Here is a 26,241-nt window from a genome sequence, read left to right as displayed (position 1 = left end):
CGCCGGGCTGGCTGCTCAACCCTTGGTGACCTTCTCGGTTGTCCGCCGGCGGTCGGCCAGCGTGGCGTCGGGATGGGCCACCTGCACGAGCGAGGCGCCGACGGCGAAGACCGCCAGCATATGGTCGACGAGTTCGTCGGCGGTGTCCCATCCGGCGCTGGACAGCACGCGGTCCGATGCGGTGAGACCCTGTGCCGCCGCGGATTGGCGGGCCGCGGCGAGGACCTCGTCGACGCCGCGGCCGTTGAGCGCCGGGCCGGGCATGCGCTCCGGTGAGATCTGGTCGCCGTGTACCCGTACGGCGGTGGCGTAGTCGGTGACGCCGACCGGCAGATCGGCGGCGGGCTTGCCGAACGGATCCAACGACAGCACCGCAACCTCACCCGTTCCGCTACCCATCCCGACAGCCTCGTCCGCCTCGGTCAACCGGTCCGCGGTGCACAGCGCGACATCGGCCGAATCCGCGGATGCGTCCCCGAGCACCACCTCGGCGCCGATCCACCAGATCCCGAAGTACACGGCGGCGCTCTGCCAGTGCGCGGGCAGCAAGACCGCGATGCGAGACGACGGGCCTGCGCCCAACTCGTCGCGTAACAGGTTGGCCGTCTTGGCCGCCCAGTTGGCAAGCGTGGCGGTGGACAGCTCGATGCGTTCGCCGCTCGCGTCGTCGTAGTAGGTGATGCGGGGGCCGGCGGGGTCGGAGGCCATGAGCGGGTCGAGGATTGCCCCGCTGACTGTCGTCACGCTGCTCGACGTTAGTTGACGCATTCCGGATCGTCGGATCCGGCGGTCAGGATCGGCGACGGGGGCGGGGCGGTCTGGGTCGAACCGACGGCAACGGAATCGGTCGTGAGCGTCGGAACGCTGCTGCCGTCCAGACCGGAACCCGGGCCGGTGTAGTCGTCGGCCAGCACGACGCGCACGTGCCCCGGGCCCACCGACGGGTCCTCGACGATCGCCAATCCGCCCAGATCCTTCGAGACGGCCTGTGCGCCAAGGTCATCGGTCTTGTTGGCGCGCACCTGGCTGCTGGCCACCGGGTCGCCTTCGTGGTTGCCCGTCGCGCCGGGGGTGAACCCCTTGTTGGCCAGCACCTGCGACACCGCGGCGGCCAGACCGTTGACCTCGGTGGCGTTGACGACCTCCACGGTGGTCTTGTCGGGCGAGTAGGCGATCTCCTCGGTCTTGCCCTCGTCCTGCTCGTGCAGCAGGCCCTCGACCCAACTCTTGACCTCGGTGGCGTCGACCCGCACGACGCTTTGCATCCCGTCGTCGCTCCAGCCGTTCTCCTGCAGCACCGGAATGGTGGCGAACGCGACGTTTCCGGCGGCCAGCTTCTGCAGATGGTCGGCGAATTGCATGACGTCCCAACCGTCGGAGAGCACGACGGAGCGCTGCACCGCGTCCTGCAGCCGGTTCAAGGTGGCCGGACTCGACAGCGTCTTGCCGGAGATCACCTCGTGCGCAAGGGAAGCCATCACCGCCTGCTGGCGCGTCACCCGGTCGAGGTCGCCGCGCGGCAGATCGTGGCGCTGCCGGACGAAGCTCAACGCCTGCGGGCCGTTCAGCTTCTGCCAGCCCGCAGGGAAGTCGGCTCCCGAGAGCGGTTCGTACACAGGCTCTTTCAAGCACACGTTGACGCCGCCGAGGGCATCGGTGATCAGCGCGAAGCCCAGCAGGCCCACCTCGGCGTAATGGTCGACGGTGACGCCGGTGAGGTTGGCCACGGTCTTGATCAGGGCCTCGCGCCCGGCTTCGGTCGCCTGCGGTTCGGCTTCGGCCGGGTCCATGCCCTTCTGCTCGACGAGCTCGGTCATCTTCTCGAGGTGTTCCGAGCCGTACACGCCGTTGATCTTCATCTTGCCGATACCCGGTGCCTCGACATAGGAGTCGCGGGGGATCGAGATGGCGGTGGCGGACTTCCCGTTGTTGGGGACGCGGATCAGGATGATCGTGTCGGTGTTGGTGGCTTCGTCGTCGCCCGCCCGCAGCGTCGCCAGTTCCTCCTGGGACAGCGGATTGCCGTGCGCGTCGGTGCGGCTGTCCATACCGACGAGCAGGATGTCGATCGCGCCGTCTTCGCCGCCCTCTCCGAGCGCGATCGACGAGATGTGGTTGATGCCGGATTCGAACGAGCGGATCTTGCCCCACGCGACTCCGGTACCGACCACGATCGCCAAGGCCGCGGACACGGCGATGACACGGAGCATTCGACCGGGCATCAGCCCAGGCTACTGGCGAGATGGGCGCTAAGCGGGTAGCGCGCCTCGGCGTGCCAGACTCGTGACCATGACTTCTCGCGGACCGGGCAGGATCGTCATACCCGGCGCGGGCGGCATGGTCGGTCGGGTTCTTGCAGGTCAAGCTCGTCAGCAGGGCCGCGAGGTACTGGCGCTGACGTCGTCGGAGCTCGACATCACCGACCCGGCGGCCGCCCAGCGTGTCATCGAGCCCGGAGATGTGGTGATCAACTGCGCCGCGGTCACCGATGTGGACGCGGCGCAGGCCGAACCGGACCGCGCGCACGCGGTCAACGCGGACGGGCCGGCTCATCTCGCGCGGGCATGCAACTCGGTCGGAGCCCGCCTGGTCCACATCTCGACCGACTACGTGTTCTCCGGCACAGCGCGCCACCCGTATGAGATCGACGACGAGACGGGGCCGGTGAACGTCTACGGCCGCACCAAACTCGCCGGGGAACGGGCCGTGTTGGCCGCCCTACCCAGCGCCCACGTCGTGCGGACATCGTGGGTGTACGAAGGCGCCGACGGAACCGACTTCGCCGCGGCCATGCGCCGCAAGGCCGCCGGTGAGGACCCGGTCGAGGCGGCGGCCGACCAGATGGCGTCTCCGACCTACGCCGGTGATCTCGCCTCGGCGCTGCTGGAGATCGCCGACGGCGCAATCCGTGCACCGGTGCTGCACGCCGCCAACGTCGGTGAGGCCAGCCGCTACGACCAGGCGCGGGCGGTCTTCGAGGCCGTCGGCGCCGACCCCGAGCGGGTACGGCCCGTCGCCAGCGCCGACAAGCCGCGGCCCGCGCGGCGCCCGGCGTATACGGCGCTGTCGGGCCGACGGTCCGCCGAGGCGGGCCTGGCGCCGCTGCGGCCGTGGCGCGAGGCGTTGGCCGATGCGCTGTCGCGGTACGGGCGTGGCGGCCCGATACCCTCGACGCCGTGAGTTCGGAACCGGTGCCACATGAGTGACGAGTTGGTCGTCGTCACGGTGACGTACTCACCGGGTCCGCACCTCAACCGGTTCTTGGCGTCGCTGTCGCACGCCACCGACCGGCCGGTGACAGTCGTGATGGCCGACAACGGCTCCACCGACGGCGCACCCGAAGAGGCGCTCGCGCGCTATCCCAACGCCCGATTGCTGCCCACCGGCGGCAATCTCGGGTACGGCAGCGCGGTGAACCGCGCGGTCGCCGAGTATCTGAAGGACTCGGACAACAACGACTTCTTCATCGTGGCCAACCCCGACGTGCAGTGGGGCCCACACTCCATCGACATCCTGTTGGAGGCCGCCGCACGCTGGCCGCGTGCCGGATCGCTCGGCCCGCTGATCCGCGATCCGGACGGTTCGGTGTACCCGTCGGCCCGGCACCAGCCCAGCCTGGTGCGCGGCGGCATGCACGCCGTCGTGGGGCCGTTCTGGAAGTCCAATCCGTGGACCGCCGAATACCGTCAGGAGCGCCGGGAGCCCAGCGAACGCGCGGTCGGCTGGCTGTCGGGATCGTGTCTGTTGCTGCGCCGGTCGGCGTTCGAGGAGATCTCGGGCTTCGACGAGCGCTATTTCATGTACATGGAGGACGTCGACCTGGGTGATCGGCTGTCGCGGGCGGGTTGGCAGAACGTGTACGTCCCGGCCGCCGAGGTTTTGCACGACAAGGGTCACGCGACCGGCAAGGACCCCGCGCGCAACTTGGCCGCCCATCACACCAGCACCTACACTTTCCTCGCGGATCGATACCCCAGGTGGTGGCAGGGTCCGCTGCGGTGGACGATCCGAAGCTCGCTCGCCGCGCGTGCGGGCCTGGTGGTCCGCAACTCACGACGCAAACGGGCGAAAGGACGGCGCTAGTGAACCCCGCACACGTCGACGCCGTCATCCTCGTCGGCGGTCTGGGCACCCGGCTGCGACCGCTGACGCTGTCCGCGCCCAAGCCGATGCTGCCGACCGCCGGCCTGCCGTTCCTGACACACCTGCTGTCGCGCATCGCCGAGGCCGGTATCGAACACGTCGTGCTGGGCACGTCGTACAAGGCGGCGGTGTTCGAATCCGAGTTCGGCGACGGCTCCAAGTTCGGTCTGCAGATCGAATACGTCGTCGAGACCGAACCACTGGGCACCGGCGGCGGCATCGCGAACGTCACCGGAAAGTTACGCCACGACACCGCGCTGGTGTTCAACGGCGACGTGTTGTCCGGGGCCGACCTTCGCGCGCTGCTGGACTCACATGAGAGCAACGCCGCCGACGTGACGCTGCACCTGGTGCGTGTCGGTGATCCGCGGGCATTCGGTTGTGTGCCAACCGATTCCGACGGCATGGTCACCGCCTTCCTCGAGAAGACGCAGGACCCGCCGACCGATCAGATCAACGCGGGCTGCTATGTGTTCAAGCGCGAGGTGATCGAGCGCATACCCAAGGGCCGGGCGCTTTCGGTCGAACGCGAGGTGTTTCCGGGCCTGCTCTCCGACGGGCTTCGGGTGTGCGGCTACGTCGACTCCACGTACTGGCGCGACATGGGCACACCGGAGGATTTCGTACGGGGGTCGGCGGATCTGGTGCGTGGTATCGCGCCGTCACCCGCGCTGGGCGGGCACCGTGGTGAAAAGCTGGTGCACGACGGCGCCAGCGTCGCTCCCGGGGCGTTGTTGATCGGTGGCGCGGTGGTCGGTCGCGGCGCCGAGATCGCCGGTGGCGCACGGTTGGACGGCGCGGTCATCTTCGACGGCGCGCGGGTGGGCGCCGGTGCGGTGATCGAACGCTCGATCGTCGGGTTCGGTGCCCGAATCGGCCCGCGCGCGCTGATCCGTGACGGCGTGATCGGCGACGGCGCCGACATCGGTGCCCGCTGCGAACTCCTTCGCGGTGCCCGCGTGTGGCCGGGGGTGACGATTCCCGACGGCGGAATACGGTTCTCCACCGACGTATAAGTCGGAGTGGTTTTCGGTGCTCGCACAGTCGCTGAGCGAGCGTTTGGACACCGAAATCACCGATGACGGGCGGCCGCCGCCAACTGCGTGAGGCCGAAATCGCAATCCTCGGGCAGCGCGTCCAGCGGCCACCACCGCAGATCCAGAGACTCGTCGCTCACCGCGATTTCAGCACCGGCGGGGGCGCGCACGACGAACTGCATGTCGAGGTGACGGGTCGGCACCCCGAGCGAACACGTGACGGGGTGCACGTGCAGCGCGGCCATGGTCGGGTCGATCGTGAGATTCCCGATGCCGGACTCCTCGGTGGCTTCTCGCAGCGCGGCCGCCACGACATCGGAATCGGTCGGCTCGCAATGCCCGCCGAGTTGCAGCCATCGCCCGAATCGGGGGTGCAGCGTCAGCAGCGCGCGCGTGCCGGTGTGGTCGAGCACGAGCGCCGACCCGGTGACGTGGCCGGGGGCGCATTGGCGCAGGCAACCGTCGGGTCGGGCCGCCAGGAACGCCAACACCGCGTGCCGCAGGGTGTCCTGTGCGGGATCCGGTGCGTGCCAACGGGTCAGGATCTCGACCGCCGAAGCGTGCAGGCTCACTTGCGAACCAGCAGTCCGTCGGTCGGCACGGGAGACCGCGGACCGGACGGCGTCCCGTCCTGCGAGTAGCCGATCGCGATCGCGCCCAACGGTTCCCAGTCGTCGGGCAGGTCGAGTTCCTCGCGGACGATGTCGGGGGCGAAGATCGTCGACCCGATCCAGCAGCTGCCGACGCCCCGCACGGCCAACGCCACCAGCAGCGCCTGCACCGCCGCGCCGACCGCGACGGTGAACATCGTGTGCTCTGCGGCCGTACGGTCGGCGTCCGGGTAGCTGTGCGCACCGTCGGGCACCAGGAACGGGATGACCACTTCCGGCGCGTCGTAGAGGATTCGGCCGCGCTCGACGCGACGTTCGACGGCGTCCGCGGGACGCCCGTCGGCGGACAGGTCGGCGCGCCATTTGTCTTTCATCCGATCCAGCAGCACCGACCGTCGGGCGGGGTCCTGTAACCACACGAACCGCACCGGTCGGGTGTGGTGCGGTGCCGGCGCGGTGAGGGCCTCGGCGACAGCCGATTCCACGATCGCGGGGTCCACGGGCTCGGCCGTGAAGCGGCGCACCGACCGGCGCAGCAGCTGTGCCTGGCTCCTGCCGAGCGCGATGGCCTCCTCGGTGCCGAGCCAGAACAGGTCCTCCTCGCCCGCCCGTACCAGCCGGCGCGCAGTGGAACCGTCGTCAGGCAACCGCAGCCCGCGCACCACCGCGACCGGGATGTCGGTCAGCTTGCCTTTCACCAGATCCGCGGCCGCGGCGATCTCGTCGGCGACCGCGATCTCGGTGACGATCAGTTCGTTGCCGTGCCGGTCGACCGAACCGCCGTAACCGTGCAGCACGGTCACGCCCGCCGCGCCGATCGCGACGTCGGTCTGTCCGTTGCGCCACGCCCGGCCCATGGTGTCGGTGACGACGACGCCGACCGTCACGCCGAGCCGCTCGCGCAGACCCGAGGCCAGTGCGGCGGCGCTGGCATCGGGATCGGTTGGCAACAGCGCGAGTTCAGCGGAGTCGACGTTGGAGCCGTCGACGCCCGCGGCGGCCTGGACCAGGCCGATCGCGTTCTCGGTGATCAGCGTGCGGCCCTTGCGCGCCAGCACGCGAACCGCCTCGGCGTCGATGAGCCTGCGCCGCAGCACGTCGCGTTCGTCGGGGTCGATCGGCGCATCGACGATGCGGCCCTCGCACTTCGACATCACCTTGCTCGTGACCACGACGATGTCGTCGTCACGCAGCCACGGTGCGGCCGTGGCGATCGCCGCGGCGAGGTCGTCGCCGGGCCGGAACTCGGGTAGGCCGTGAACGGGCAGGAGTTCCACGGCGGCCGCGGAGCCATGCTCGCCGCTCATGGCTTGATGCCTGCCAAATCCATTCCGGCGCGGACCATCTCGCCGGTCACCTCGGGATCGGTCATGAGCAGCGGCACCGCGCGGACTTCGACACCGTCGATCTGTGCGCCGTCCCCCTCGTGCACCAGCCAGCCGTCGAGGATCCCGACACCGGAGCGCGCACCGTAGTGCCTGCCGACGGCTTGTGACGTACTCGGCACGCCGATCACCGACAGGCATTCATCGGCCATGCCCCGCAACGGCTTTCCGCCGATGATCGGGGAGTAGCCGACGACCGGCGCCGGTGTCGATCGCAGTGCGCCGCGGATACCGGGTACGGCGAGGATCGCCCCGATGCTCACCACCGGGTTCGAGGGCGCGATGAGGACGACGTCGGCCGATTCGATGGCCTCGGCGACGCCCGGTCCGGCGGTGGCCTTCTCCGCGCCGACGAAAGCGAAGCTGTGCGTTGGTACTTTCGCGCGGTACCGCACCCACCACTCCTGAAAGTGGATGGCGCGCTTCTCGCCGGCATACTGGCCCGGCCCGGGATCGGTGATCACGACGTGTGTTTCGCTGCGGTCGTCACTGGCCGGCAGCAGCCGGGCCCCGGGCGCCCACCTCGAGCACAACGCCTCGGTCACCTGCGAGAGCGGATAACCCGCGCGCAACATCTGGCTGCGCACGAGATGTGTCGCCAGATCCCGGTCGCCGAGTCCGAACCAGTCGGGTTGGACGCCGTAGGCCGCGAGTTCCTCCTTGGCATGCCAGGTTTCATTGCGGTGTCCCCAGCCGCGTTCGGGATCGATGCCGCCGCCGAGGGTGTACATGCAGGTGTCGAGATCCGGGCAGATCCGCACGCCGAACATCCATGCGTCGTCGCCCACATTGACCACTGCAGTAAGTTGGTGCTCAGCAGTATCATCAGTCCCAGCAGTACCTTCGGTGCCACGAAATTGCCCCAGCCCCAACAGGTGTTGCACGCCGAGCAGGAAGCGGGCGCCCCCGACGCCGCCGACCAGTACGGTGACCTTCACATCGACCGAGGGTAGGCCGTCCGAGCGAATCCGGTACGGGCAGGAGTGGGGCCGGCCCCGGCGGACGGGAGTGTGATGGACACGCCGAGGTCACGACTCGCCGTATTTCGATCACGGAATGGTATGAATTCCTGTTCTAGAGCTTGACCAGGGCGACTGACGCGTGTGTAATCACAGCAGTGTCATTTCCCGGTAGGCCATCCGGTTCCGGTGCCGCAGACCGAGATTCGATCACTTGTTCGAATTGGAAGTGTTCCACGTTCCGGTGGGCCACTTATAGGGGATCAACGAGACCAGGTGAGGAGGCGGAAGATGTCTTTTGAGTACGGCGATTTCGATCGTCTGGTTCGGTTCGACAGCCGAGTCTTCGGCTCAGTAGACAGCGCGCCGCACGCCCATTCGGAACCGGCACCGCTCGAGACGCCGCGGCGTCCCCAGTTGAGTTTGGTGCCCGATCCGATCGATGTGGCGCCGGCACTGACACCGGAGGACGAACTCTGGCAGGAGAAGGCGCTGTGCGCCCAAACCGACCCCGAGGCGTTCTTTCCGGAGAAGGGCGGCTCGACGCGCGAGGCCAAGCGCATCTGCCAGGGCTGCGAAGTGCGCGACGCCTGCCTGGAGTACGCCCTGGCGCACGATGAGCGCTTCGGGATCTGGGGCGGCCTGTCCGAGCGCGAGCGTCGCCGCCTCAAGCGCGGAATCATCTGAGCCGCGCGCTCAATCGTCGTCGATCGTCGGGTCGATGACGGAAGGCTCGACGCCCAGATATGTGGCGACCTGAGCCACCAGGATTTCATGTAGCAGCTCCTCGAGTTCGACGGAATCCTTGGCCCGCCGCTCGATTGGCTTGCGAAACAGGACAATTCGTGCGCGTGTGGCGTTCCCCCTGACGTCCACGCCCGCCGGGATCAGCCGGGCCAGTGCGATCGGCCCGTCGGCGATCACCTCCGGCGGCCACTGCACACTCTCGGGATCCTTGGGTGCGATCCGTGGTATCTCGTCGACCGCCACGTCGAGTTGCGCCAACCGGTCCTGCCAACGCCGCTCGATCGGCTCGTATGCCTCCAGCACCGCCATGTCGAACTTCTCGGCGCGACTGCGCCAGCCCGGCACCGTCGGGGGGAGTAACGGCCCGCGCATCTCGCGGCCCCGGCGCGCGCGCATGTGTCCACGCTTGGCCACCGCTTGGGTGCTCCTTTCGTGCGCGATGAACTGGATCGTAACGGTTCGAGATCGGCCGTCGGCAGGCTGCGCGTGTCCGGCGGCGTGCGGGGTGCGGCCACGATAGCCTTCCGCTGTGAACGTTCCCCGTCGCTGCTGCCGGCCCGGGTGTCCGCACTATGCGGTCGCGACGCTGACATTCGTCTACGCCGACTCCACGGCGGTCGTCGGCCCCCTCGCGACGGTGGCCGAACCGCACTCATGGGACCTGTGCGTCGTGCACGCCGGCCGCGTCACCGCGCCCCGCGGCTGGGAACTGGTGCGCCACGCCGGCCCACTGCCCTCACATCCCGACGACGACGATCTCGTCGCGCTCGCGGATGCGGTCCGGGAGGGGCGTGACGTCGCTCCGCCGCTCAACCGGATGGCGCCGGGCTTCAACACGGGATTCTCCGACCCCGTCACCGGCGCGCCCGGAGGCTCGCTGATGGCACCGCCCGCGCGGCGGCCCGAGTCCAACGGCCGTCGCCGAGGCCATCTGCGGGTGCTGCCGGACCCCACCGACTAGACGACGTGCCCGTCTGGCCGGACCGTTAGGCTGGCGCCAGTAGTAGTCCGTGTCACAAGGAGTCCTAATGTCCCGGCCCGCCGCGGCGGTTCATCGCGTCATCAAGGCCTATGACGTGCGCGGCCTGGTCGGTACCGAGCTCGACGAGCCGTTCGTCGCCGACGTCGGCGGCGCCTTCGCCCGTCTCGTGCGGGACAACGCGTCGCAAATGGTCATCGGCTACGACATGCGCGCCAGCTCACCCGCACTGGCGGACGCGTTCGCCGACGGCGTGACCGCCCAGGGCCTCGATGTGGTGCGGATCGGACTCGCCTCGACCGACCAGCTGTACTTCGCGTCGGGACTTCTGGACTGCCCCGGCGCGATGTTCACCGCCAGCCACAACCCGGCCGCCTACAACGGCATCAAGCTCTGTCGTGCCGGCGCCAAACCGGTGGGCAAGGACACCGGGCTGGGGACCATCGCCGACGAGGTGATCGACGGTGTTCCCGGCTACGACGGTGCGCGCGGCACGGTCGGCGACCGCGACGTGTTGGCCGACTACGGCGAGTTTCTGCGCTCGCTGGTGAGCCTGGCCGATATGCGACCGCTCAAGGTCGCCGTCGACGCGGGCAACGGCATGGCCGGCCACACCACGCCCGCGGTGTTGGGTCCGATCTCGGGGATCACACTGGCGCCGCTGTACTTCGAACTCGACGGCACCTTCCCCAATCACGAAGCCAATCCGCTGGATCCGGCCAACCTGACCGATCTGCAGGCTTTCGTCCTGCAAACCGGTGCCGACATCGGCCTGGCGTTCGACGGCGACGCCGACCGGTGTTTCGTGGTCGACGAGAAGGGGCATCCGGTCTCGCCGTCAGCGGTGACCGCGTTGGTCGCCGCGCGGGAACTCGGCAGGGAGATCGGCGCCACGGTTATTCACAACCTGATCACCTCGCGGGCGGTGCCCGAACTGGTGACCGAGCGGGGCGGTACGCCGGTCCGCAGCCGCGTCGGGCACTCCTATATCAAGGCGCTGATGGCCGAGACCGGTGCGATCTTCGGCGGCGAGCACTCGGCGCACTACTACTTCCGCGACTTCTGGGGTGCCGACTCCGGCATGCTGGCCGCCCTGCACGTGTTGGCCGCGCTCGGCGAACAACACCGGCCGCTGTCGGAGATGATGGCCGACTATCAGCGCTACGAGGCGTCCGGCGAGATCAACTTCACCGTCACCGAGGCCGAGCGGTGTGTGGACGAGGTGCTCAAGGCGTTCGGCGACCGAATCCACTCGATCGACCACCTCGACGGTGTGACCGTCGATCTCGGTGAGGGCGCCTGGTTCAACCTGCGGATGTCCAATACCGAACCGCTGCTGCGGCTCAACGTCGAAGCCCGCACCACCGACGAGGTCGACCAGATCGTCGGACAGGTCTCCGAAACCGTTCGTGGGCGGGTCCCTTCCGACTCCGAGGTGGTCACGTGAGCACCGGACCGTCTTCCTCGGCCGCGACCATCGACCTCGACGACGTCGACGCCCTGCTCGGGGCCGACCGCGACGGCCTGCTGCGCGCGGCGTCGATGGCCGGCGCCCAGGTGCGTTCCACCGCCGCCGCGCTCGCGGAGGGCGAACTCGAATCGCTGCGCAGCGACGGGACACCGCGCACGTTGATCTGGGTCGCCGGTCGCGGCAATGCGGAGACTGCCGGAGCGCTGCTCGCGTCGGCATGGGGCGGATCGGTGGCCGCGCCCATCGTCGTGGCCTCCGAGGTTCCGCCGTGGATCGGTCCGCTGGACGTCTTGGTCGTCGCGGGCGACGACCCCGGCGATCCCGCTCTGGTGAACGCGGCCGCCACCGGCGTGCGTCGCGGCGCGCGAGTGGTGGTGGTTGCGCCGTTTGAAGGGCCGCTACGCGACGTCGCGGCCGGGCGCGCGGCGGTGTTGCCGCCCAGGGTGTGGGTACCCGACGAGTTCGGGTTCGTGCGCTACCTCGCCGCCGGGCTGGCCACACTCGACGTCGTCGATCCGACGATGCACGTCGATCTGGACGCACTGGCCGACGAACTCGACGCCGAGGCGCTGCGCAACAGCGCGAACCGAGAGCTGTTCACCAACCCGGCCAAGACACTGGCCGAACGGATGTCGGACCGCGAAGTGGTGCTGGCCGGCGACAGCGCGGCGACGCTGGCGGTGGCGCGCCACTGTGCGGCCATCCTGCTGCGCATCGCCCACCGAGTCGTCGCCGCGGCCGGCTTCGCCGATGCGCTGGTGGTGCTGCGCGGTGGCATGGGTGGCACGTCGGCGGCCGACCGGGAGCGGTCGATGTTCCACGACGAACAGATCGACGGCCCGCTTCCCCGGCGTATGCGGACATTCGTGCTCACCACCGACGCGGAGCAGCCGTTCGTCGCTGCGCGGGCAGGGGATCTGGACGACGTCGATGTGCTCAGCGCCCAGGACGTGCCCGAACTGCCGGAGGCGGCAGCGGTGCCGGACGCGTCGACGGCGGCGGGCAGCATGGAACAACAGTTGGCCATGCTCGCCGTCCGCTTGGAGATGACCGCCGTCTACCTGAAGTTAGTTCGAGGTTAGCCAAGTGCACTTGCTACGGGGAGCGGTGCGGACCTATGCCTGGGGTTCCCGCACAGACATTGCCGAGTTCACTGGAAGGCCCAGTCCCACAGCGCATCCCGAGGCCGAGCTGTGGTTCGGAGCCCATCCCGGTGATCCGGCCATGCTGGAGACGGGAGCCGGAGAGCTTTCGCTGCTGGATGCGCTGCGCGACGATCCCGAGGGGCAGTTGGGCGCGGCGGTCTGCGCACGCTTCGGCGAGGCGCTGCCGTTTCTGGTCAAGGTGCTGGCCGCCGACGAGCCGTTGTCGCTGCAGGCGCACCCCAGCGCCGAGCAGGCCGTCGAGGGCTACGAACGGGAGAACAGGCTCGGCATCCCCGTCTCGGCCCCCGACCGCAACTACCGCGACCCCAGCCACAAGCCCGAATTGATCGTCGCCGTGCGGCCATTCGAGGCGCTCGCCGGTTTCCGGCCGGTCCGGCGGACCATCGAGTTGATGCGTGCGCTGGAGGTCGGCGATCTGGACCCGTTCGTCAACCTGCTCTCCGGCCAACCGGACGGCGACGGACTGCGCGCGCTGTTCACGACCTGGATCACCGCGCCGCAACCCGATCTCGATGTCTTGGTGCCCGCGGTGATCGACGGGGCCATCCACTACGTGTGTTCGGGCAGAGGCGAGTTCGCGGCCGAGGCCAAGACCGTGCTCGAACTCGGCGAGCGCTATCCCGGCGACGCGGGTGTGCTGGCGTCCCTGCTTCTGAACCGCATCACCCTGAGCCCCGGCGAGGGCATCTATCTGCCTGCGGGAAATCTGCACACCTATCTCAGCGGTGTCGGTGTCGAGGTGATGGCCAACTCCGACAACGTGTTACGTGGGGGGCTGACACCCAAGCACGTCGATGTCCCGGAGTTGTTGCGGGTGCTCGACTTCACGCCCGCCGAGGACGTGGTGGTCCGTCCCGAGAAAGTCGAAGACAGTATCGAATGGGTGTACCGCACACCGGCACAGGAGTTTTCGCTGTCGGTGCTGGACATCGACGCCGACCGGGTCGGTTATGAGATCGACGCACCCACGCGCCACGACGGTCCGCAGCTGCTGCTGTGCGCCGAGGGTTCGACGGTGGTGCACGCCAAGGGCGGCACCGTCACGCTGAACCGGGGATCTGCGGCGTGGGTGCCCGCCGACGAGGGGCCGATTAGGCTGGCGGCCACGGAGCCGACGAAGTTGTTCCGCGCCACGGTCGGCATCTAGCGACTCAGTGGGCCGTCTTCTCCTTGGCGCCCCGGCCGAACGGCAACACATGCATCACCGCGACGACGACCGCGCCGACCACCAGGCCGATGACCGCCGACGCGGCCGTGTTGACCAGCCACGCCAGTACGCCGCCGACCCCGCCGACGGCGTGGTGGACGATCTCCTCGAGGTGGTGCACGAGGCTGTAGGGCAGATGCCAGCCCAGTTCGTCGGTTCCGACCAGCAGGATGTGACCGCCGACCCACAGCATCGCCACGGTGCCGATGACCGAAAGTGCGGCAAGAAGTTTCGGCATCCCGGCCACCAGGCCGCGGCCGATCTTCTGCGCGAGCTTCGAACTGCGCTGCGCGAGGCGCAGTCCGATGTCGTCCATCTTCACGATGCCTGCCACGACGCCGTACACCGCGATCGTGATCACGATCGCGACGACGACCAGGATGATCAACCGCGGCCAGAACGACTGATCGGCCACCTCGTTCAGCGCGATCACCATGATCTCCGCCGACAGGATGAAATCGGTGCGGATGGCGCCGGTCACCATGAACTTCTCGGCGTCCTCGCCCACCGTCGCGACGGGCGCGGAGTGGTGGTCGTGGCCCCGAATGCGGCCCCACACTTTCTCGGCGCCCTCGTAGCACAGATATGTCGCGCCGAGCATCAGCAGCGGTGTCAGCAGCCACGGAAGGAACTGGCTGAGCAGTAGTGCAGCGGGCAGGATGAACAGCAGCTTGTTGCGCAGTGAGCCGATCGCGATGCGCTTGATGATCGGCAGTTCGCGCTCTGCGGCCAGCCCGTGAACGTACTGCGGCGTCACGGCGGTGTCGTCGACGACGACGCCCGCGGCCTTGGCGGTCGCCCGGCCCGCCGCCGCCCCGATGTCGTCGACCGATGCGGCGGCCATGCGCGCCAGCACCGCGACGTCGTCGAGAAGCCCGAACAGTCCTGCGCTCATCGCGTCCTCGTCATGGTCAAGAAATTACCCGCTCGCGCCCGGTTCACGCCGATTGAGGCACCGCGGCCGGATGTTTGGCCGCCCGCTTCTCGGCCAGCCACAACCGCAGGTTGTGCCGGATGGTGCGGCCCACCAGCCGAGGCGAGGGCACCATGTAGAGGCTGTCGAGCAGACTGAACCGGCGCAGAAACCACTCGGCGAGAACGGGATCGGTCTCCGCGGCGCCGAGGAACTGGTCGAACAGGCCGCCGACGGGCTTGTACCACCACTTGGCATCGCCGGTCGCGTTGTGCAGCGTCAGGTCGCCGATGGCCGTCATCACCCACACCGGCCACGTCGTCTTGGCCGTCGCCTTCGCCAGAGCACCGGCAATGTCCGGGTCGCCGGATGCCAGCACCGAGCGCAGGTTGCCGGCCTGGATCGCCGTCATGGTCATACCCTGGCCGAACGTCGGGTTGAAGCTGACGACGGCGTCCCCGAACGGGATGATGCCTGCGGGGAAGCGCTCCAGGGTGTCGTAGCGGCGCCACCGACTCGTCGGATAGCGGTGGAATGCCATTTCGCCCAGCGGTGTGGCCTGCCGCAACGCGGCCGAGACGTGCGGGGGCAGGATGTCATCGGCCAGGTCGAGGATCTGCTCGACGGTCTGCGGCGGCGGCACCTTGCCCACCCCGAAGGCCGTGACGTTCCAGTTGCCGTCCTCGTAGAACAACATGCCGATGCCGAGGGGTTGTTCTCGCGAAGCGCCGGCGACGACGACCTTCTCGGCCAGCAGGCCGTCGGGGACGTCAAACTGGTGGCTGGCATACGAGATACCGACGTCGACCGTTTCTTCGTCCGGACGCGCGTAACCCCACTTCTCGAGCCACGCGGGCAGGCGGGTACCCCGGCCGGCGGCGTCCACCACCAGATCGGCGTCGACGATCTGACCCGAATCGAGCAGCACGCCGGTCACGCGCTCTTGCGCGGCGTCGTAGAGAGGTTCGGTGACGCCGACGTGCACGAAGTCGACGTTGTCGATGCCCTTCACCCGCTTGCGGATCTGCCATTCGAGTTGCGGCCTGCTGGGCACGTAGGCGGTGAACTCGTCGCGCAGCCGGTGTGCCGTGCCGAGCACATGTCCGGCCGCACCGAAGTGGATGCAGTCGGGCCGGTTTTCGAGAATCGGGACACCGTCGGCGACCATGTCCGCGAGCAGGCCGGGGAAGTGGCTTTCGAACTCTTCGGCGCCACGGGCCATCAGCAGGTGGACGTGGCGGCCCTGCGGCACGGCCGCCCGGTTGGCGGGATCGTCGGGCAGATCGTCGCGTTCGTAGATGGTGATCTGATCGCTGACGTCAGAGAGCACCCGGGCCGCGCACATGCCCGCGAGACTCCCCCCGACGACGGCCACGTGTTTATAACTCCGCCCCATTGGGTGCACGGTACTCGGTAGATTGCCCGAACGGACCCAACCAGGAGGACCTGCGATGGCTCGGCGGACGAAGTCGGTGGAGCAGTCCATCGCCGACACCGATGAACCCGACACCCGGTTACGCAAGGACCTGAACTGGTGGGACCTCACCGTGTTCGGGGTGTCCGTCGTGATCGGCGCGGGCATCTTCACCATCACCGCCTCGACCGCCGGCAACATCACCGGCCCAGCGATCTCGATCTCCTTCGTCCTCGCCGCGATCGCCTGCGGGCTGGCCGCACTGTGCTACGCGGAGTTCGCCTCGACGGTGCCGGTTGCGGGCAGCGCCTACACGTTCTCCTATGCGACGTTCGGAGAGTTCGTCGCCTGGATCATCGGATGGGACCTGATCCTCGAGTTCGCGGTCGCGTCGGCGGTGGTCGCAAAGGGTTGGTCGAGCTACCTCGGCGAGGTGTTCGAGTTCGGCGGCGGGACCGCGGATTTCGGTTGGGTGCAACTGGATTGGGGCGCACTGCTGATCATCGCGTTCGTCACCACCATCCTGGCGCTGGGGACGAAGCTCTCCGCCGGAGTCAGCCTGGCGATCACCGTGGTCAAGGTGGCGGTGGTGCTGCTCGTGGTCGCCGTCGGCGCGTTCTACATCAAGGCGGCCAACTACTCGCCCTTCGTGCCGCCGGCCGAACCCGGCGAAGGCGGCCGGGGGACCGACCAGTCGCTGCTCTCGCTGATCACCGGCGCCGAGGGCAGCAACTACGGGTGGTATGGCCTGCTGGCCGGGGCCTCCATCGTGTTCTTCGCGTTCATCGGGTTCGACGTCGTGGCCACCACCGCGGAGGAGACCAAGAACCCGCAGCGTGACGTCTCCCGCGGCATCCTGGCCTCGCTCGGGATCGTGACGGTGCTCTACGTCGCGGTGGCTCTGGTGCTGACCGGCATGGTGCACTACACCGAACTGCGTGCGGCGGGGGAGAAGGCCAACCTCGCAACGGCGTTCAGCGCCAACGGGATCGACTGGGCAGCGAAGGTGATCTCGATCGGTGCACTCGCAGGCCTGACGACAGTGGTGATCGTGCTGGTGCTCGGCCAGACGCGGGTGTTCTTCGCGATGTCGCGCGACGGGTTGATTCCTCGTGGGCTGGCCAGGACCGGACGCCACGGCACGCCGGTGCGCATCACGCTGATCGTCGGCGTGCTGGTGGCCATCACGGCGTCGGTGTTCCCGATCGGCAGGCTCGAGGAGATGGTCAACATCGGGACGTTGTTCGCGTTCGTGCTGGTTTCCGCGGGCGTGATCGTGCTTCGCCGGTCCCGCCCCGACTTGAAACGCGGCTTCCGGGTGCCGGGCGTGCCGTGGTTGCCGATCGCCTCGATCGTCGCCTGCGTGTGGTTGATGCTGAATCTCACCGCGCTGACGTGGATCCGCTTCCTGGTCTGGATGGCGATCGGCGTCGCCGTCTACTTCCTGTACGGCCGCCGTCACTCGGTGCTCGGCCGCCGCGAACGCCAGGAGATCTCGGCGTAGCCCATCTGGAGTTTGCCATCGCTGCCGAACATGCAGCCTTGTACCTATTTCGCGCTCGAGACCGTACACGGCTGCGCACTCACGCCCCGGGTGGTTTACAAACTACGACTTTATGTCTAGACAGACGACAAATATGCCTTTATAGTCAACCTCGGACGTGATGGCACTCACTTCAGGAGGCTTGGCAATGGCCATGCAGACGCAAGAACCGGACACCGCTCAGTGGCGTGACAAGAAGCGCTACCTGTGGTTGATGGGCTTGATCGCCCCGACCGCGCTATTCGTGATGCTGCCGCTGGTGTGGGCGTTCAACCAGTGGGGTTGGCATGCCGCCGCGCAGGTGCCGTTCTGGATCGGGCCGATCCTGCTGTACGTCCTGTTGCCGGCGCTGGACCTCAAGTTCGGGCCGGACGGGCAGAATCCGCCCGACGAGGTGATGGAGCGGTTGGAGAACGACAAGTATTACCGCTATTGCACCTACGCATACATCCCGTTCCAGTACGCCAGCGTGATCGTCGGCGCCTATCTGTTCACCGCGTCGGACCTCAGTTGGCTCGGCTTCGACGGCGGACTGGGCTGGCCGGCCAAGATCGGCCTGGCGCTGTCGGTCGGCCTGCTGGGCGGAGTCGGCATCAACACCGCCCACGAGATGGGACACAAGAAGGACTCGCTCGAGAGGTGGCTGGCCAAGATCACGCTGGCGCAGACCTGCTACGGCCACTTCTACATCGAGCACAACCGAGGCCACCACGTGCGCGTCGCCACCCCCGAGGACCCGGCATCGGCCCGCTTCGGTGAGACGTTCTGGGAGTTCCTGCCGCGCAGCGTGATCGGCTCGCTGAAGTCGGCGTGGGAGCTGGAGGCCAAACGGCTCGAGCGGGCGGGAAAGAGTAAGTTCCACTGGTCCAACGACGTGCTCAACGCGTGGGCGATGTCGGTGGTGTTCTACGGCGCGTTGATCGCGGTGTTCGGTTGGGCGTTGATTCCCTACATCGTCATCTCGGCGGTGTTCGGTTTCACGCTGCTCGAGACCGTGAACTACCTCGAGCACTATGGGCTGCTGCGCCAGAAACTCGACAGCGGCCGCTACGAGCGCTGCGCGCCGGTGCACAGCTGGAACTCCGACCACATCGTGACCAACCTGTTCCTGTATCACCTGCAGCGCCACAGCGATCACCACGCCAACCCGACCCGGCGCTACCAGACGCTGCGCAGCATGGAGGGGGCGCCGAACCTGCCGAGCGGCTATGCGTCGATGATCGCGTTGACGTACTTCCCGCCGCTGTGGCGCAAGGTGATGGATCACCGGGTGCTCGCGCACTACGACGGCGACATCACCCGGGTGAACCTGCACCCGCGCGTGCGCGACAAGGTGTTGGCCCGCCACGGTGTGCCCGCATGACCGCCCACCGCTGCCCGGGCTGCGACTACGTCTACGACGAAGCGAAAGGCGCTCCGCGGGAAGGCTTTCCGGCCGGCACGCGGTGGAGTGAGATTCCCGACGACTGGAGCTGCCCCGACTGCGCGGTGCGCGAGAAGGTCGACTTCGAGACCGTCTGAGTGAGAAAGGTGATGACATGAACGAGCCGTACAAACTGTTCGTCTGCGTGCAGTGCGGATTCGAGTACGACGAGGAGAAGGGCTGGCCCGAGGACGGGATCGCCCCGGGCACCCGGTGGGACGACATTCCCGACGACTGGAGTTGCCCGGACTGCGGGGCGGCCAAGTCCGACTTCGAGATGGTCGAGGTCGCCCGTCCGTGACGACGCTCTGGGCGAGCGAAGCGACGGGAAAGGCTAAGGTCGCGCGTGGGCGAGCGAAGCGACGGGAAAGAAAGACTAAGGTCGCGCGTGTGAACAGCCCGCGCCGGACCGCGCAGCGCATCCCGTACGCCGAAGCGTCGAGGATGCTGCTTCGCGATTCCATCCTGGACGGGATGCGCGAGCTCCTGCTCACCCGTGACTGGTCGGCGATCACCCTCGCCGACGTCGCCAAGGCGGCCGGCATCAGCCGGCAGACCATCTACAACGAGTTCGGGTCGCGCCAAGGGCTGGCGCAGGCCTATGCCATGCGCCTGGCCGACCGCCTCGTCGACCAGATCGACTACGCCATCGAGGGCAACGTCGGCGACGTCTTCGCCGCGTTCAGCCAGGGCTTCCGTGACTTCTTCGCCGAATCCGCAGCCGACCCGCTGGTGATCTCGTTGCTGACCGGCGAGGCCAAGCCCGATCTCCTGCAGCTCATCACCACCGACAGCGGCCCGATCATCACCCACTGCAGCCGGCGGTTGACGCAAACGTTCGTCGACAGCTGGGTCAAGACCAGTGAAGAGGACGCCGGAGTGCTGGCCAGGGCCATCGTCCGGCTCGCGATGAGCTACGTCTCGATGCCGCCGGAAGCCGACCCCAGCGCATCGCCCGGTCGAGGGCACGACGTGGCGCGTGACCTGGCCCGATTGATGACGCCCTTCGCCGAACGCTACGGTGTTATCGATATTCCTTAGCTGTCAGAGCGCCACGGCTGGTTCCACCGCACAGCGCCTGTCCCGCGAGCCCGCAGGCTATGGATGTCTACTCAGATGTCGCCGTGCGCACATCTGTGCGCTCATAGGCAATGCTCATAGGCAATGACGAAGGAAAAGGGGCTCTATATGACTGAGCTGAAGGCCGACTCCCGCAACGGGATCGACTACAAGGTCGCCGACCTGTCTCTGGCCGACTTCGGCCGCAAGGAGATCCGCCTGGCCGAGCACGAGATGCCCGGTTTGATGGCGTTGCGCGAGGAGTACCACGACGTGCAGCCGCTCAAGGGCGCGCGGATCTCGGGCTCGCTGCACATGACCGTGCAGACGGCGGTGCTGATCGAGACGCTGACGGCGCTGGGCGCTGACGTTCGATGGGCTTCCTGCAACATCTTCTCCACCCAGGATCACGCCGCCGCGGCCGTGGTCGTCGGCCCGCACGGCACCCCGGAGGAGCCGAAGGGCACCCCGGTGTTCGCGTGGAAGGGCGAGACGCTCGAGGAGTACTGGTGGGCCGCCGAGCAGATGCTCACCTGGGAGGGCGAGCCGGCGAACATGATCCTCGACGACGGCGGCGACGCCACGATGATGGTGCTGCGCGGCGCGCAGTACGAGAAGCAGGGCGTGGTCCCGCCCGCCGAGGACGACGACCCGGCGGAGTGGAAGGTCTTCCTCAGTGTCCTGCGGGAGCGCTTCGAGACCGACAAGAACAAGTGGACCAAGATCGCCGAGTCGGTCAAAGGTGTCACCGAGGAGACCACGACCGGCGTGCTGCGCCTGTACCAGTTCGAGGCCTCGGGTGAGCTGCCGTTCCCGGCGATCAACGTCAACGACTCGGTCACCAAGAGCAAGTTCGACAACAAGTACGGCACCCGCCACTCGCTGATCGACGGCATCAACCGCGGCACGGACGTGCTGATCGGCGGCAAGAAGGTACTGATCTGCGGCTACGGCGACGTCGGCAAGGGCTGCGCGGAGTCGCTGGCCGGCCAGGGCGCGCGCGTGGCCGTCACCGAGATCGACCCGATCAACGCGCTGCAGGCGCTGATGGACGGGTTCGACGTGGTGACCGTCGAGGACGGGATCGGCCAGGCCGACATCGTCATCACGGCCACGGGCAACAAGGACATCATCACCCTCGAGCACATGCGCGCGATGAAGGACCAGGCCATCCTGGGCAACATCGGCCACTTCGACAACGAGATCGACATCGCCGCCCTGGAGCGCTCGGGGGCCAAGAAGCTCAACATCAAGCCGCAGGTCGACCAGTGGGTCTTCGACGACGGCAAGTCGATCGTGTTGCTGTCCGAGGGCCGGCTGCTCAACCTGGGCAACGCGACGGGACACCCGTCGTTCGTGATGAGCAACAGCTTCTCGAACCAGGTCATCGCCCAGATCGAACTGTGGACCAAGAACGACGAGTACGACAACGCGGTGTACCGGTTGGCCAAGCATCTCGACGAGAAGGTCGCGCGCATCCACGTCGAGGCACTCGGCGGTCAGCTGACCAAGCTCACCAAGGAGCAGGCCGAGTACATCGGTGTCGATGTGGAGGGCCCGTACAAGCCCGAGCACTACCGCTACTGATCGTCGCCCGGAGGTCCCCGGCACATCCGCGTGCCGGGGACTTTTCGTTGCCGCGTGTACCGGCCGCGGCGGCGTTGTGCTGCAGGGTTCAGGGTGTCGGGTCCACGCCTCCGCAGTGGTTCTTCAGATCCATGAGCGGCTGCCGGATACCCGCCATCTCGGCGCTCTCCTGCGGATGGCTGGCCATGTATCCCTTCACCTGCTCGGCGACGCCCTCACGCGACATGCCTCGCAGCGTGCTCATGAAGCCGTTGAGATCAGGGTGGGTGAACAAGTAGGCCGACGTTGACGCGTCGACCCCGGCGCGGACGCCTTCGAGGTCGGCGCTGGTGCAGTTCGCCGGTTCGGCGCTGGCCAACGGGGACAAGCCGAGCAGCGCGGCGCCGGCGACGACGGCCAACGAGAGCGGGTATGCCCTACGGGTTCCGGACATCGGACGGACTCCTTCGGTCAGGGTGTGAGTGCCAGTGTGAAACCGGCCGACCGTTGATGCTCTGCGTCCCAAGCAGGTTCACAGGAGCCGGTCAGGAACCCTCCAGCGGCGCGGCTACGCCGGATACTCGTCGCGCTTGCGCGGCCAGTCGGAGAAGTCCTCGCCGCGGCCCTTGGGCGCCCGGTCCAACAGCTGCCAGGTGGCGTTGAGCGCTTCGGTGCCGCGATCGTAGGTCGAGTAGGTGTGGTAGACGACGCCGTCTTCCAAGGCGAAACAGCTCAGTGCCATCAGCTCCATGACGTCGAGCATGCTGCCGCTGCCCGACCCGAAGTCGCGGCGCGGCGTCGGAACGTGCATGTAGCCGAAGAAGTCGGCGTCGAAATCGCTGTCGCCGGAGGACACCCACTCCACCTCCCAGCCCATCCGCTGCTTGTAGGCGCTCAGAACCGGTAGCGGCGAACGCGACGAGAGAATGAACGTGACGTCGCGTCGCGCCAGGTGCGGGACCGCGCCGACGAGATTGTCGGTTTCGAAGGTGCAGCCGGGACAGCCCTCCGGTGTCTTCGGACCGTGCATGAAATGCCGCACGATCAGCTGTGATCGGCCGTCGAACAGTTCGGCGAGCGTGCGACGTCCCGCCGTGGTGTCGAACTCGTAGGGTTTGTCGACCCGCACCCACGGCAGTGCCTGCCGCTGCTGTGCCAGCTCGGTGGCCCTTCGGGTGAGCTCCTTCTCGTTGGCCAACTGTCGCTCGTAGGCCGCTCGCCACTGGTCACGCGTTCCGACCGCATGAGTCGTCATTCCCAACCACCTCCTCGTCACGTTTGCATTCGGCTAGGCAGACTTGCGCCGGCGCGTGAACTCATCGCTCGACCCGCCGGGGCGTACTCGTTGGCGCGGTGGGTATCCATTGCCGTCACAGCCCAATGCTGCCCAGGGAGAGACCATGACGACCAGACCCGAATCATCGGCGGGCCTGCACCACGTCACGGCGATCGCCGCGAACCCGCAGCGCAACGTCGACTTCTACCGCGAGGTGCTGGGCCTGCGGCTGGTGAAGAAGACGGTCAACTTCGACGCCCCCGACGGCTACCACCTGTACTTCGGCGACGAGTCCGGCCGACCCGGAACGCTGATCACCTTCTTTCCATGGCCCGGCCTCCCGCCCGGGCGGCACGGCACCGGGCAGGCCACCACAGTGTCGCTGTCGGTGCCGCAGGCGTCACTGGGCTGGTGGCGGAACCGGCTGACGGCCTTGGATGTCGCGGTCGGTGAGCCGGGCACCCGCAACGGGGAGGACGCCATGACGGTGCGCGACCCCGACGGGTTGTGCCTGGAACTGGCCGCCCACCCCGAGGCCGCCGACGAACCGGTGTCAGAACTGGGGTCTGTCGCTGCTGAGCACGCGATCCGCGGGCTGCATTCGGTCACGCTGACCGAGGCCGGTTTTGAAAGCACCGCCGAACTACTCACCGACACAATGGGATTCCGCTGTGTCGACGAGTCGGGCAACCGGTTCCGGTTCCGCACCGGCGACGGCGGCGCGAGCTCGCGGCTCGATGTGGTGTGCTCACCGGAGGCGCCACGAGGACTCGTCGCCGCCGGCACCGTGCACCACATCGCCTGGCGGGTTCCCGACGACACCGACCAGCAGCGCTGGCGCGAACTCCTGCTGGGCAACGGTCTCAACGTCACACCGATCCTGGACCGCAACTACTTCCAGTCCATCTACTTTCGCGAACCCGGCGGCGTGCTGTTCGAATTGGCCACCGATACTCCGGGATTCACCGTCGACGAACCGCTGATGGAACTGGGGCGGGCGCTGAAGCTGCCGCCGTGGCTGGAGCCGGACCGCGCCGCGATCGAGGCCGCACTGCCGCAACTGCGCGACCCGGACATGCGGGTCATGCCATGACCGACTACGGGCACGACCTGATCTTCGGCACGTTCGTCACTCCGAACAACAGCCCCGCCCGACAGGCCGTCGACCAGGCCGTCGTTGCCGAGCGGGCGGGCCTGGACCTGGTCACCTACCAGGACCACCCCTACGTGGCGAGGTTTCACGACACCTGGACGTTGCTGTCCTACGTCGCCGCGCAAACCGAACGAATCCGGCTCAGCGCCAACGTGATCAACCTGCCGCTGCGCCCGCCGGCGGTGCTGGCCCGTTCGGTGGCCAGCCTCGATCTGCTCACCGGCGGTCGAGTCGAGCTGGGCCTGGGTGCGGGCGCGTTCTGGGACGGGGTGGCCGCGATGGGTGGGCCGCGCCGCGGCGCGGGGGAGTCGGTGGCGGCGCTGGAGGAGGCCATCGCGATCATCCGCGGTATGTGGGACGTCGACGCGACCGGTGTGCTGACCGTTGACGGCGCGCACTACCGCGTGCGCGGCGCCAAACGCGGACCCGCACCGGCGCACGATGTCGGCATCTGGTTGGGTGCCTACCGTCCGCGGATGCTGCGGCTGGTCGGCCGCGAAGCCGACGGGTGGCTGCCTTCGCTGCAGTACCTTCCCGGCGGCGTCGCCGACCTCGCGGCGCTGAACCGCCACATCGACGATGCGGCGGCGGCCGCCGGACGCGAACCGCGCGCGATCCGCCGGCTGCTCAACATCGGTGGCAGCTTCACCGGATCGGGCTTTCTGCAGGGGCCTCCGCGGCAGTGGGCCGAGGAGCTCACCGACGTCGCGCTGGCCTTCGGCGTCAGCGGCTTCGTACTGGCCTCCGACGACACCGCCACCACCGAACGTTACGCCGCGGAGGTCGCCCCGGCGGTACGGCAGCTAGTTGCCGCCGAGCGGTAGTGGTTCTTGTTAGGGTCGGCGCGTGGGTCGCGGCGTGCGCGGGTTGGTCATCGCGTTCGTGTTCGCATTGGTGTGGGGCACCCCGGTGCCCGCGGCGGCCGACGACCCGACCATCGACGATCACCATCCCTACTTCAACGAGGACGAGTACCAGGCGTTCTACACGCCGCCGGATCCGTTGCCGCCGGGCAAGCCCGGCGACCTGGTCCGCACGGAGCCGTCGCGCCTGGTGCTCGAACCGTCCGGCGAACTCGGCATGATCATGGCCGACGGCACGCGAATCATGTACCGCAGCAACGACGCTCGTGGTAACCCGAACGTCGTCACCGGTACCTACTTCGAACCGCATGCGCCGTGGCCGTTCGGCGGGCCGCGGCCGCTGATCGTCTACGGCCCGGGCACCCAGGGCCAGGGCGACCAGTGCGCGCCGTCGCGGCAGTTCAACCAGGGCATCCACTGGTCGCCGTACCTCGACCTCGCGTTCAACTACGAGGAGTTGTTCGTCGCGACGATGGTCGCGCGCGGTTTCGCGATCGTCATGACCGATTACGAGGGTCTGGGTACCCCGGGCCTGCACACCTACGCGAATCGGGTGTCGCAGGGCCACGCGATGCTCGACGCGGCCCGCGCCGCCAAGAACCTGCCCGGTACCTCGCTGACCCCCGACGGCCCGCTGGCGTTCTGGGGTTATTCACAGGGCGGGGGCGCGGCGGCGTCCGCCGCGGAGATGGCCGAGTCGTACGCCCCCGAACTCGACGTGGTCGGCTCCTACGCCGGGGCGCCGCCCGCCGACCTGAAAGCGCTGTTCCCGTTCATCGACGGCAGCATGCTGATCGGGGCAGTGGGTTACGCGCTGAACGGGGTGATGAGGGCCTACCCCGAACACGAGGCGGCGATCCGGGCGACGCTGACACCGCGCGGCGCCGACATGCTGTTCAAGGTACAGGCCCAGTGCGTCGCAGAGACGCTGACGAAGTTCATGTTCCGGCACCTTCAGCCGTACTTCAATCAGGACATCTTCGAACTCGTCGAGCAGGAGCCGTTCAAGTCGCTGTTCGAGGAACAGAAGCTGGGCCGCATGAAACCCAATGCGCCCGTACTCATCAACGCCAACCGATACGACCCGCTGGTCCCGTGGGCGCCGGCGATGCAGATGGGTCGCGACTGGTGCGCACAGGGCGCAGACGTCGAGGCGCGCACCAACGAGCAGCCACCGTTCCTCAACAAGGCGATGGTCAACCACGGCCTGCCCATGCTGGTCGACGGCGAACCCGCCATGCAGTGGATCGCCGACCGATTCAAGGGTGTGCCCACAGCGCCGAACTGCGGACGGTTCTAGAGGCGCCACCCCGGCGCCCGATGCGT

27 protein-coding genes are annotated in these 26,241 nt (G+C 67.9%); 17 read left to right on the top strand and 10 right to left on the bottom strand.

The genetic code is table 11. The features are described 5' to 3' along the window. Positions 1-15: 15 nt before the first annotated feature. Positions 16-768 (bottom strand): TIGR03089 family protein, encoded by a 753-nt coding sequence (locus RMCN_RS27435; RefSeq protein WP_067395941.1) that lies wholly within the window; start codon positions 766-768, stop codon positions 16-18. Then, positions 756-2,222: an LCP family protein gene (locus RMCN_RS27430; RefSeq protein ID WP_064412400.1), complete on the bottom strand. Its 1,467-nt coding sequence runs from the start codon at positions 2,220-2,222 to the stop codon at positions 756-758. Before RMCN_RS27430 ends, RMCN_RS27435 begins: the two co-directional genes overlap by 13 nt. Before the next feature lie 67 nt (positions 2,223-2,289). On the opposite strand from RMCN_RS27430, the gene rfbD reads away from it, so the two are divergent. Genes rfbD through manB form a run of 3 tightly spaced genes read left to right on the top strand, consistent with a single transcriptional unit; the run spans position 2,290 to position 5,159 of the window. Continuing rightward, entirely contained in the window at positions 2,290-3,180 is an 891-nt protein-coding gene (gene rfbD / locus RMCN_RS27425; protein ID WP_067395938.1) for a dTDP-4-dehydrorhamnose reductase, read from the top strand. Between the two features lie 18 nt (positions 3,181-3,198). Continuing rightward, positions 3,199-4,083 carry a glycosyltransferase family 2 protein gene (locus tag RMCN_RS27420; RefSeq protein ID WP_064412401.1) on the top strand — a complete coding sequence of 295 codons (885 nt, stop codon included), beginning with the start codon at positions 3,199-3,201 and terminating at the stop codon, positions 4,081-4,083. Further along, positions 4,083-5,159, top strand: a complete 1,077-nt coding sequence (gene manB / locus RMCN_RS27415; RefSeq protein WP_064412402.1) for a mannose-1-phosphate guanylyltransferase ManB — start codon at positions 4,083-4,085, stop codon at positions 5,157-5,159. Before RMCN_RS27420 ends, manB begins: the two co-directional genes overlap by 1 nt. Positions 5,160-5,215: 56 nt before the next feature. Here manB and RMCN_RS27410 read toward each other — a convergent pair whose 3' ends face one another. The 3 genes from RMCN_RS27410 to cofD are packed head-to-tail and all read right to left on the bottom strand — an operon-like array spanning position 5,216 to position 8,114. Next, on the bottom strand, positions 5,216-5,752 hold the full coding sequence (locus RMCN_RS27410) for an NUDIX hydrolase (protein WP_067395936.1): 537 nt from the start codon (positions 5,750-5,752) through the stop codon (positions 5,216-5,218). Beyond that, positions 5,749-7,098: a coenzyme F420-0:L-glutamate ligase gene (locus RMCN_RS27405; protein ID WP_067395933.1), complete on the bottom strand. Its 1,350-nt coding sequence runs from the start codon at positions 7,096-7,098 to the stop codon at positions 5,749-5,751. The genes RMCN_RS27410 and RMCN_RS27405 overlap by 4 nt, the downstream gene beginning before the upstream one ends. Then, on the bottom strand, positions 7,095-8,114 hold the full coding sequence (gene cofD / locus RMCN_RS27400) for a 2-phospho-L-lactate transferase (RefSeq protein WP_064412405.1): 1,020 nt from the start codon (positions 8,112-8,114) through the stop codon (positions 7,095-7,097). The genes RMCN_RS27405 and cofD overlap by 4 nt, the downstream gene beginning before the upstream one ends. 438 nt (positions 8,115-8,552) lie before the next feature. On the opposite strand from cofD, the gene RMCN_RS27395 reads away from it, so the two are divergent. Then, positions 8,553-8,822, top strand: coding sequence for a WhiB family transcriptional regulator (locus RMCN_RS27395; protein ID WP_174523700.1), 270 nt, complete (start codon positions 8,553-8,555; stop codon positions 8,820-8,822). A gap of 9 nt (positions 8,823-8,831) precedes the next feature. On the opposite strand, the gene RMCN_RS27390 is transcribed toward RMCN_RS27395, so the two are convergent. Beyond that, positions 8,832-9,254 (bottom strand): metallopeptidase family protein, encoded by a 423-nt coding sequence (locus RMCN_RS27390; RefSeq protein WP_064412512.1) that lies wholly within the window; start codon positions 9,252-9,254, stop codon positions 8,832-8,834. A gap of 157 nt (positions 9,255-9,411) precedes the next feature. Between RMCN_RS27390 and RMCN_RS27385 the strand changes: the two genes are divergently transcribed. The 4 genes from RMCN_RS27385 (at position 9,412) to manA (ending at position 13,645) form a co-directional block, all read left to right on the top strand. Beyond that, positions 9,412-9,843, top strand: a complete 432-nt coding sequence (locus RMCN_RS27385; RefSeq protein ID WP_064412407.1) for a DUF3499 domain-containing protein — start codon at positions 9,412-9,414, stop codon at positions 9,841-9,843. 67 nt (positions 9,844-9,910) lie between these two features. Continuing rightward, positions 9,911-11,308 (top strand): phosphomannomutase/phosphoglucomutase, encoded by a 1,398-nt coding sequence (locus RMCN_RS27380; protein WP_067395930.1) that lies wholly within the window; start codon positions 9,911-9,913, stop codon positions 11,306-11,308. Next, positions 11,305-12,414 carry a TobH protein gene (locus RMCN_RS27375; protein ID WP_067395926.1) on the top strand — a complete coding sequence of 370 codons (1,110 nt, stop codon included), beginning with the start codon at positions 11,305-11,307 and terminating at the stop codon, positions 12,412-12,414. The genes RMCN_RS27380 and RMCN_RS27375 overlap by 4 nt, the downstream gene beginning before the upstream one ends. A gap of 4 nt (positions 12,415-12,418) precedes the next feature. Then, positions 12,419-13,645: a mannose-6-phosphate isomerase, class I gene (gene manA, locus RMCN_RS27370; protein ID WP_067395923.1), complete on the top strand. Its 1,227-nt coding sequence runs from the start codon at positions 12,419-12,421 to the stop codon at positions 13,643-13,645. 4 nt (positions 13,646-13,649) lie between these two features. Here the strand turns inward: manA and RMCN_RS27365 are convergent, their stop codons facing one another. Next, a complete protein-coding gene (locus tag RMCN_RS27365) occupies positions 13,650-14,600 on the bottom strand; it encodes a DUF808 domain-containing protein (RefSeq protein ID WP_067395921.1) in 951 nt (316 codons plus the stop codon). A gap of 43 nt (positions 14,601-14,643) precedes the next feature. Then, entirely contained in the window at positions 14,644-16,014 is a 1,371-nt protein-coding gene (locus tag RMCN_RS27360) for an FAD-dependent oxidoreductase (RefSeq protein ID WP_067395918.1), read from the bottom strand. A 55-nt stretch (positions 16,015-16,069) separates the two neighbouring features. Here RMCN_RS27360 and RMCN_RS27355 point away from each other — a divergent pair, with 55 nt between their 5' ends. From RMCN_RS27355 to ahcY, 6 genes are all read left to right on the top strand, one after another. Beyond that, positions 16,070-17,536, top strand: a complete 1,467-nt coding sequence (locus RMCN_RS27355; protein ID WP_067395916.1) for an amino acid permease — start codon at positions 16,070-16,072, stop codon at positions 17,534-17,536. A 193-nt stretch (positions 17,537-17,729) separates the two neighbouring features. Beyond that, complete coding sequence (locus tag RMCN_RS27350) at positions 17,730-18,938, top strand: alkane 1-monooxygenase (protein WP_067396304.1); 1,209 nt, start codon at positions 17,730-17,732, stop codon at positions 18,936-18,938. Beyond that, positions 18,935-19,096 (top strand): rubredoxin, encoded by a 162-nt coding sequence (locus RMCN_RS27345; protein ID WP_064412414.1) that lies wholly within the window; start codon positions 18,935-18,937, stop codon positions 19,094-19,096. The genes RMCN_RS27350 and RMCN_RS27345 overlap by 4 nt, the downstream gene beginning before the upstream one ends. A 17-nt stretch (positions 19,097-19,113) precedes the next feature. After that, complete coding sequence (locus RMCN_RS27340) at positions 19,114-19,299, top strand: rubredoxin (protein WP_064412415.1); 186 nt, start codon at positions 19,114-19,116, stop codon at positions 19,297-19,299. A 143-nt stretch (positions 19,300-19,442) separates the two neighbouring features. Further along, positions 19,443-20,039 carry a TetR/AcrR family transcriptional regulator gene (locus RMCN_RS27335; protein ID WP_165604491.1) on the top strand — a complete coding sequence of 199 codons (597 nt, stop codon included), beginning with the start codon at positions 19,443-19,445 and terminating at the stop codon, positions 20,037-20,039. A gap of 147 nt (positions 20,040-20,186) precedes the next feature. After that, positions 20,187-21,644: an adenosylhomocysteinase gene (ahcY, locus tag RMCN_RS27330; RefSeq protein ID WP_067395911.1), complete on the top strand. Its 1,458-nt coding sequence runs from the start codon at positions 20,187-20,189 to the stop codon at positions 21,642-21,644. Positions 21,645-21,732: 88 nt separating this feature from the next. Here the strand turns inward: ahcY and RMCN_RS27325 are convergent, their stop codons facing one another. Both RMCN_RS27325 and RMCN_RS27320 read right to left on the bottom strand, forming a co-directional pair. After that, positions 21,733-22,077: a heme-binding protein gene (locus RMCN_RS27325; protein ID WP_067395909.1), complete on the bottom strand. Its 345-nt coding sequence runs from the start codon at positions 22,075-22,077 to the stop codon at positions 21,733-21,735. Positions 22,078-22,191: 114 nt separating this feature from the next. Further along, positions 22,192-22,878 (bottom strand): DUF899 domain-containing protein, encoded by a 687-nt coding sequence (locus RMCN_RS27320; RefSeq protein ID WP_067395906.1) that lies wholly within the window; start codon positions 22,876-22,878, stop codon positions 22,192-22,194. A 145-nt stretch (positions 22,879-23,023) separates the two neighbouring features. Here RMCN_RS27320 and RMCN_RS27315 point away from each other — a divergent pair, with 145 nt between their 5' ends. From RMCN_RS27315 to RMCN_RS27305, 3 genes are read left to right on the top strand one after another with little or no spacing between them, the layout of a single operon-like run. Further along, on the top strand, positions 23,024-23,992 hold the full coding sequence (locus RMCN_RS27315) for a ring-cleaving dioxygenase (RefSeq protein WP_067395904.1): 969 nt from the start codon (positions 23,024-23,026) through the stop codon (positions 23,990-23,992). Further along, positions 23,989-24,876, top strand: coding sequence for an LLM class flavin-dependent oxidoreductase (locus RMCN_RS27310; RefSeq protein ID WP_067395901.1), 888 nt, complete (start codon positions 23,989-23,991; stop codon positions 24,874-24,876). The genes RMCN_RS27315 and RMCN_RS27310 overlap by 4 nt, the downstream gene beginning before the upstream one ends. A 22-nt stretch (positions 24,877-24,898) precedes the next feature. Next, positions 24,899-26,215, top strand: coding sequence for a lipase family protein (locus tag RMCN_RS27305; protein WP_457920659.1), 1,317 nt, complete (start codon positions 24,899-24,901; stop codon positions 26,213-26,215). The last annotated feature ends 26 nt before the right edge of the window (positions 26,216-26,241 follow it).

Source organism: Mycolicibacterium novocastrense, assembly GCF_001570485.1.
Taxonomy (GTDB): domain Bacteria; phylum Actinomycetota; class Actinomycetes; order Mycobacteriales; family Mycobacteriaceae; genus Mycobacterium; species Mycobacterium novocastrense.
The sequence above is the reverse complement of the archived record's forward strand: the minus strand, read 5'-3'. Positions and strand labels throughout refer to the sequence as shown.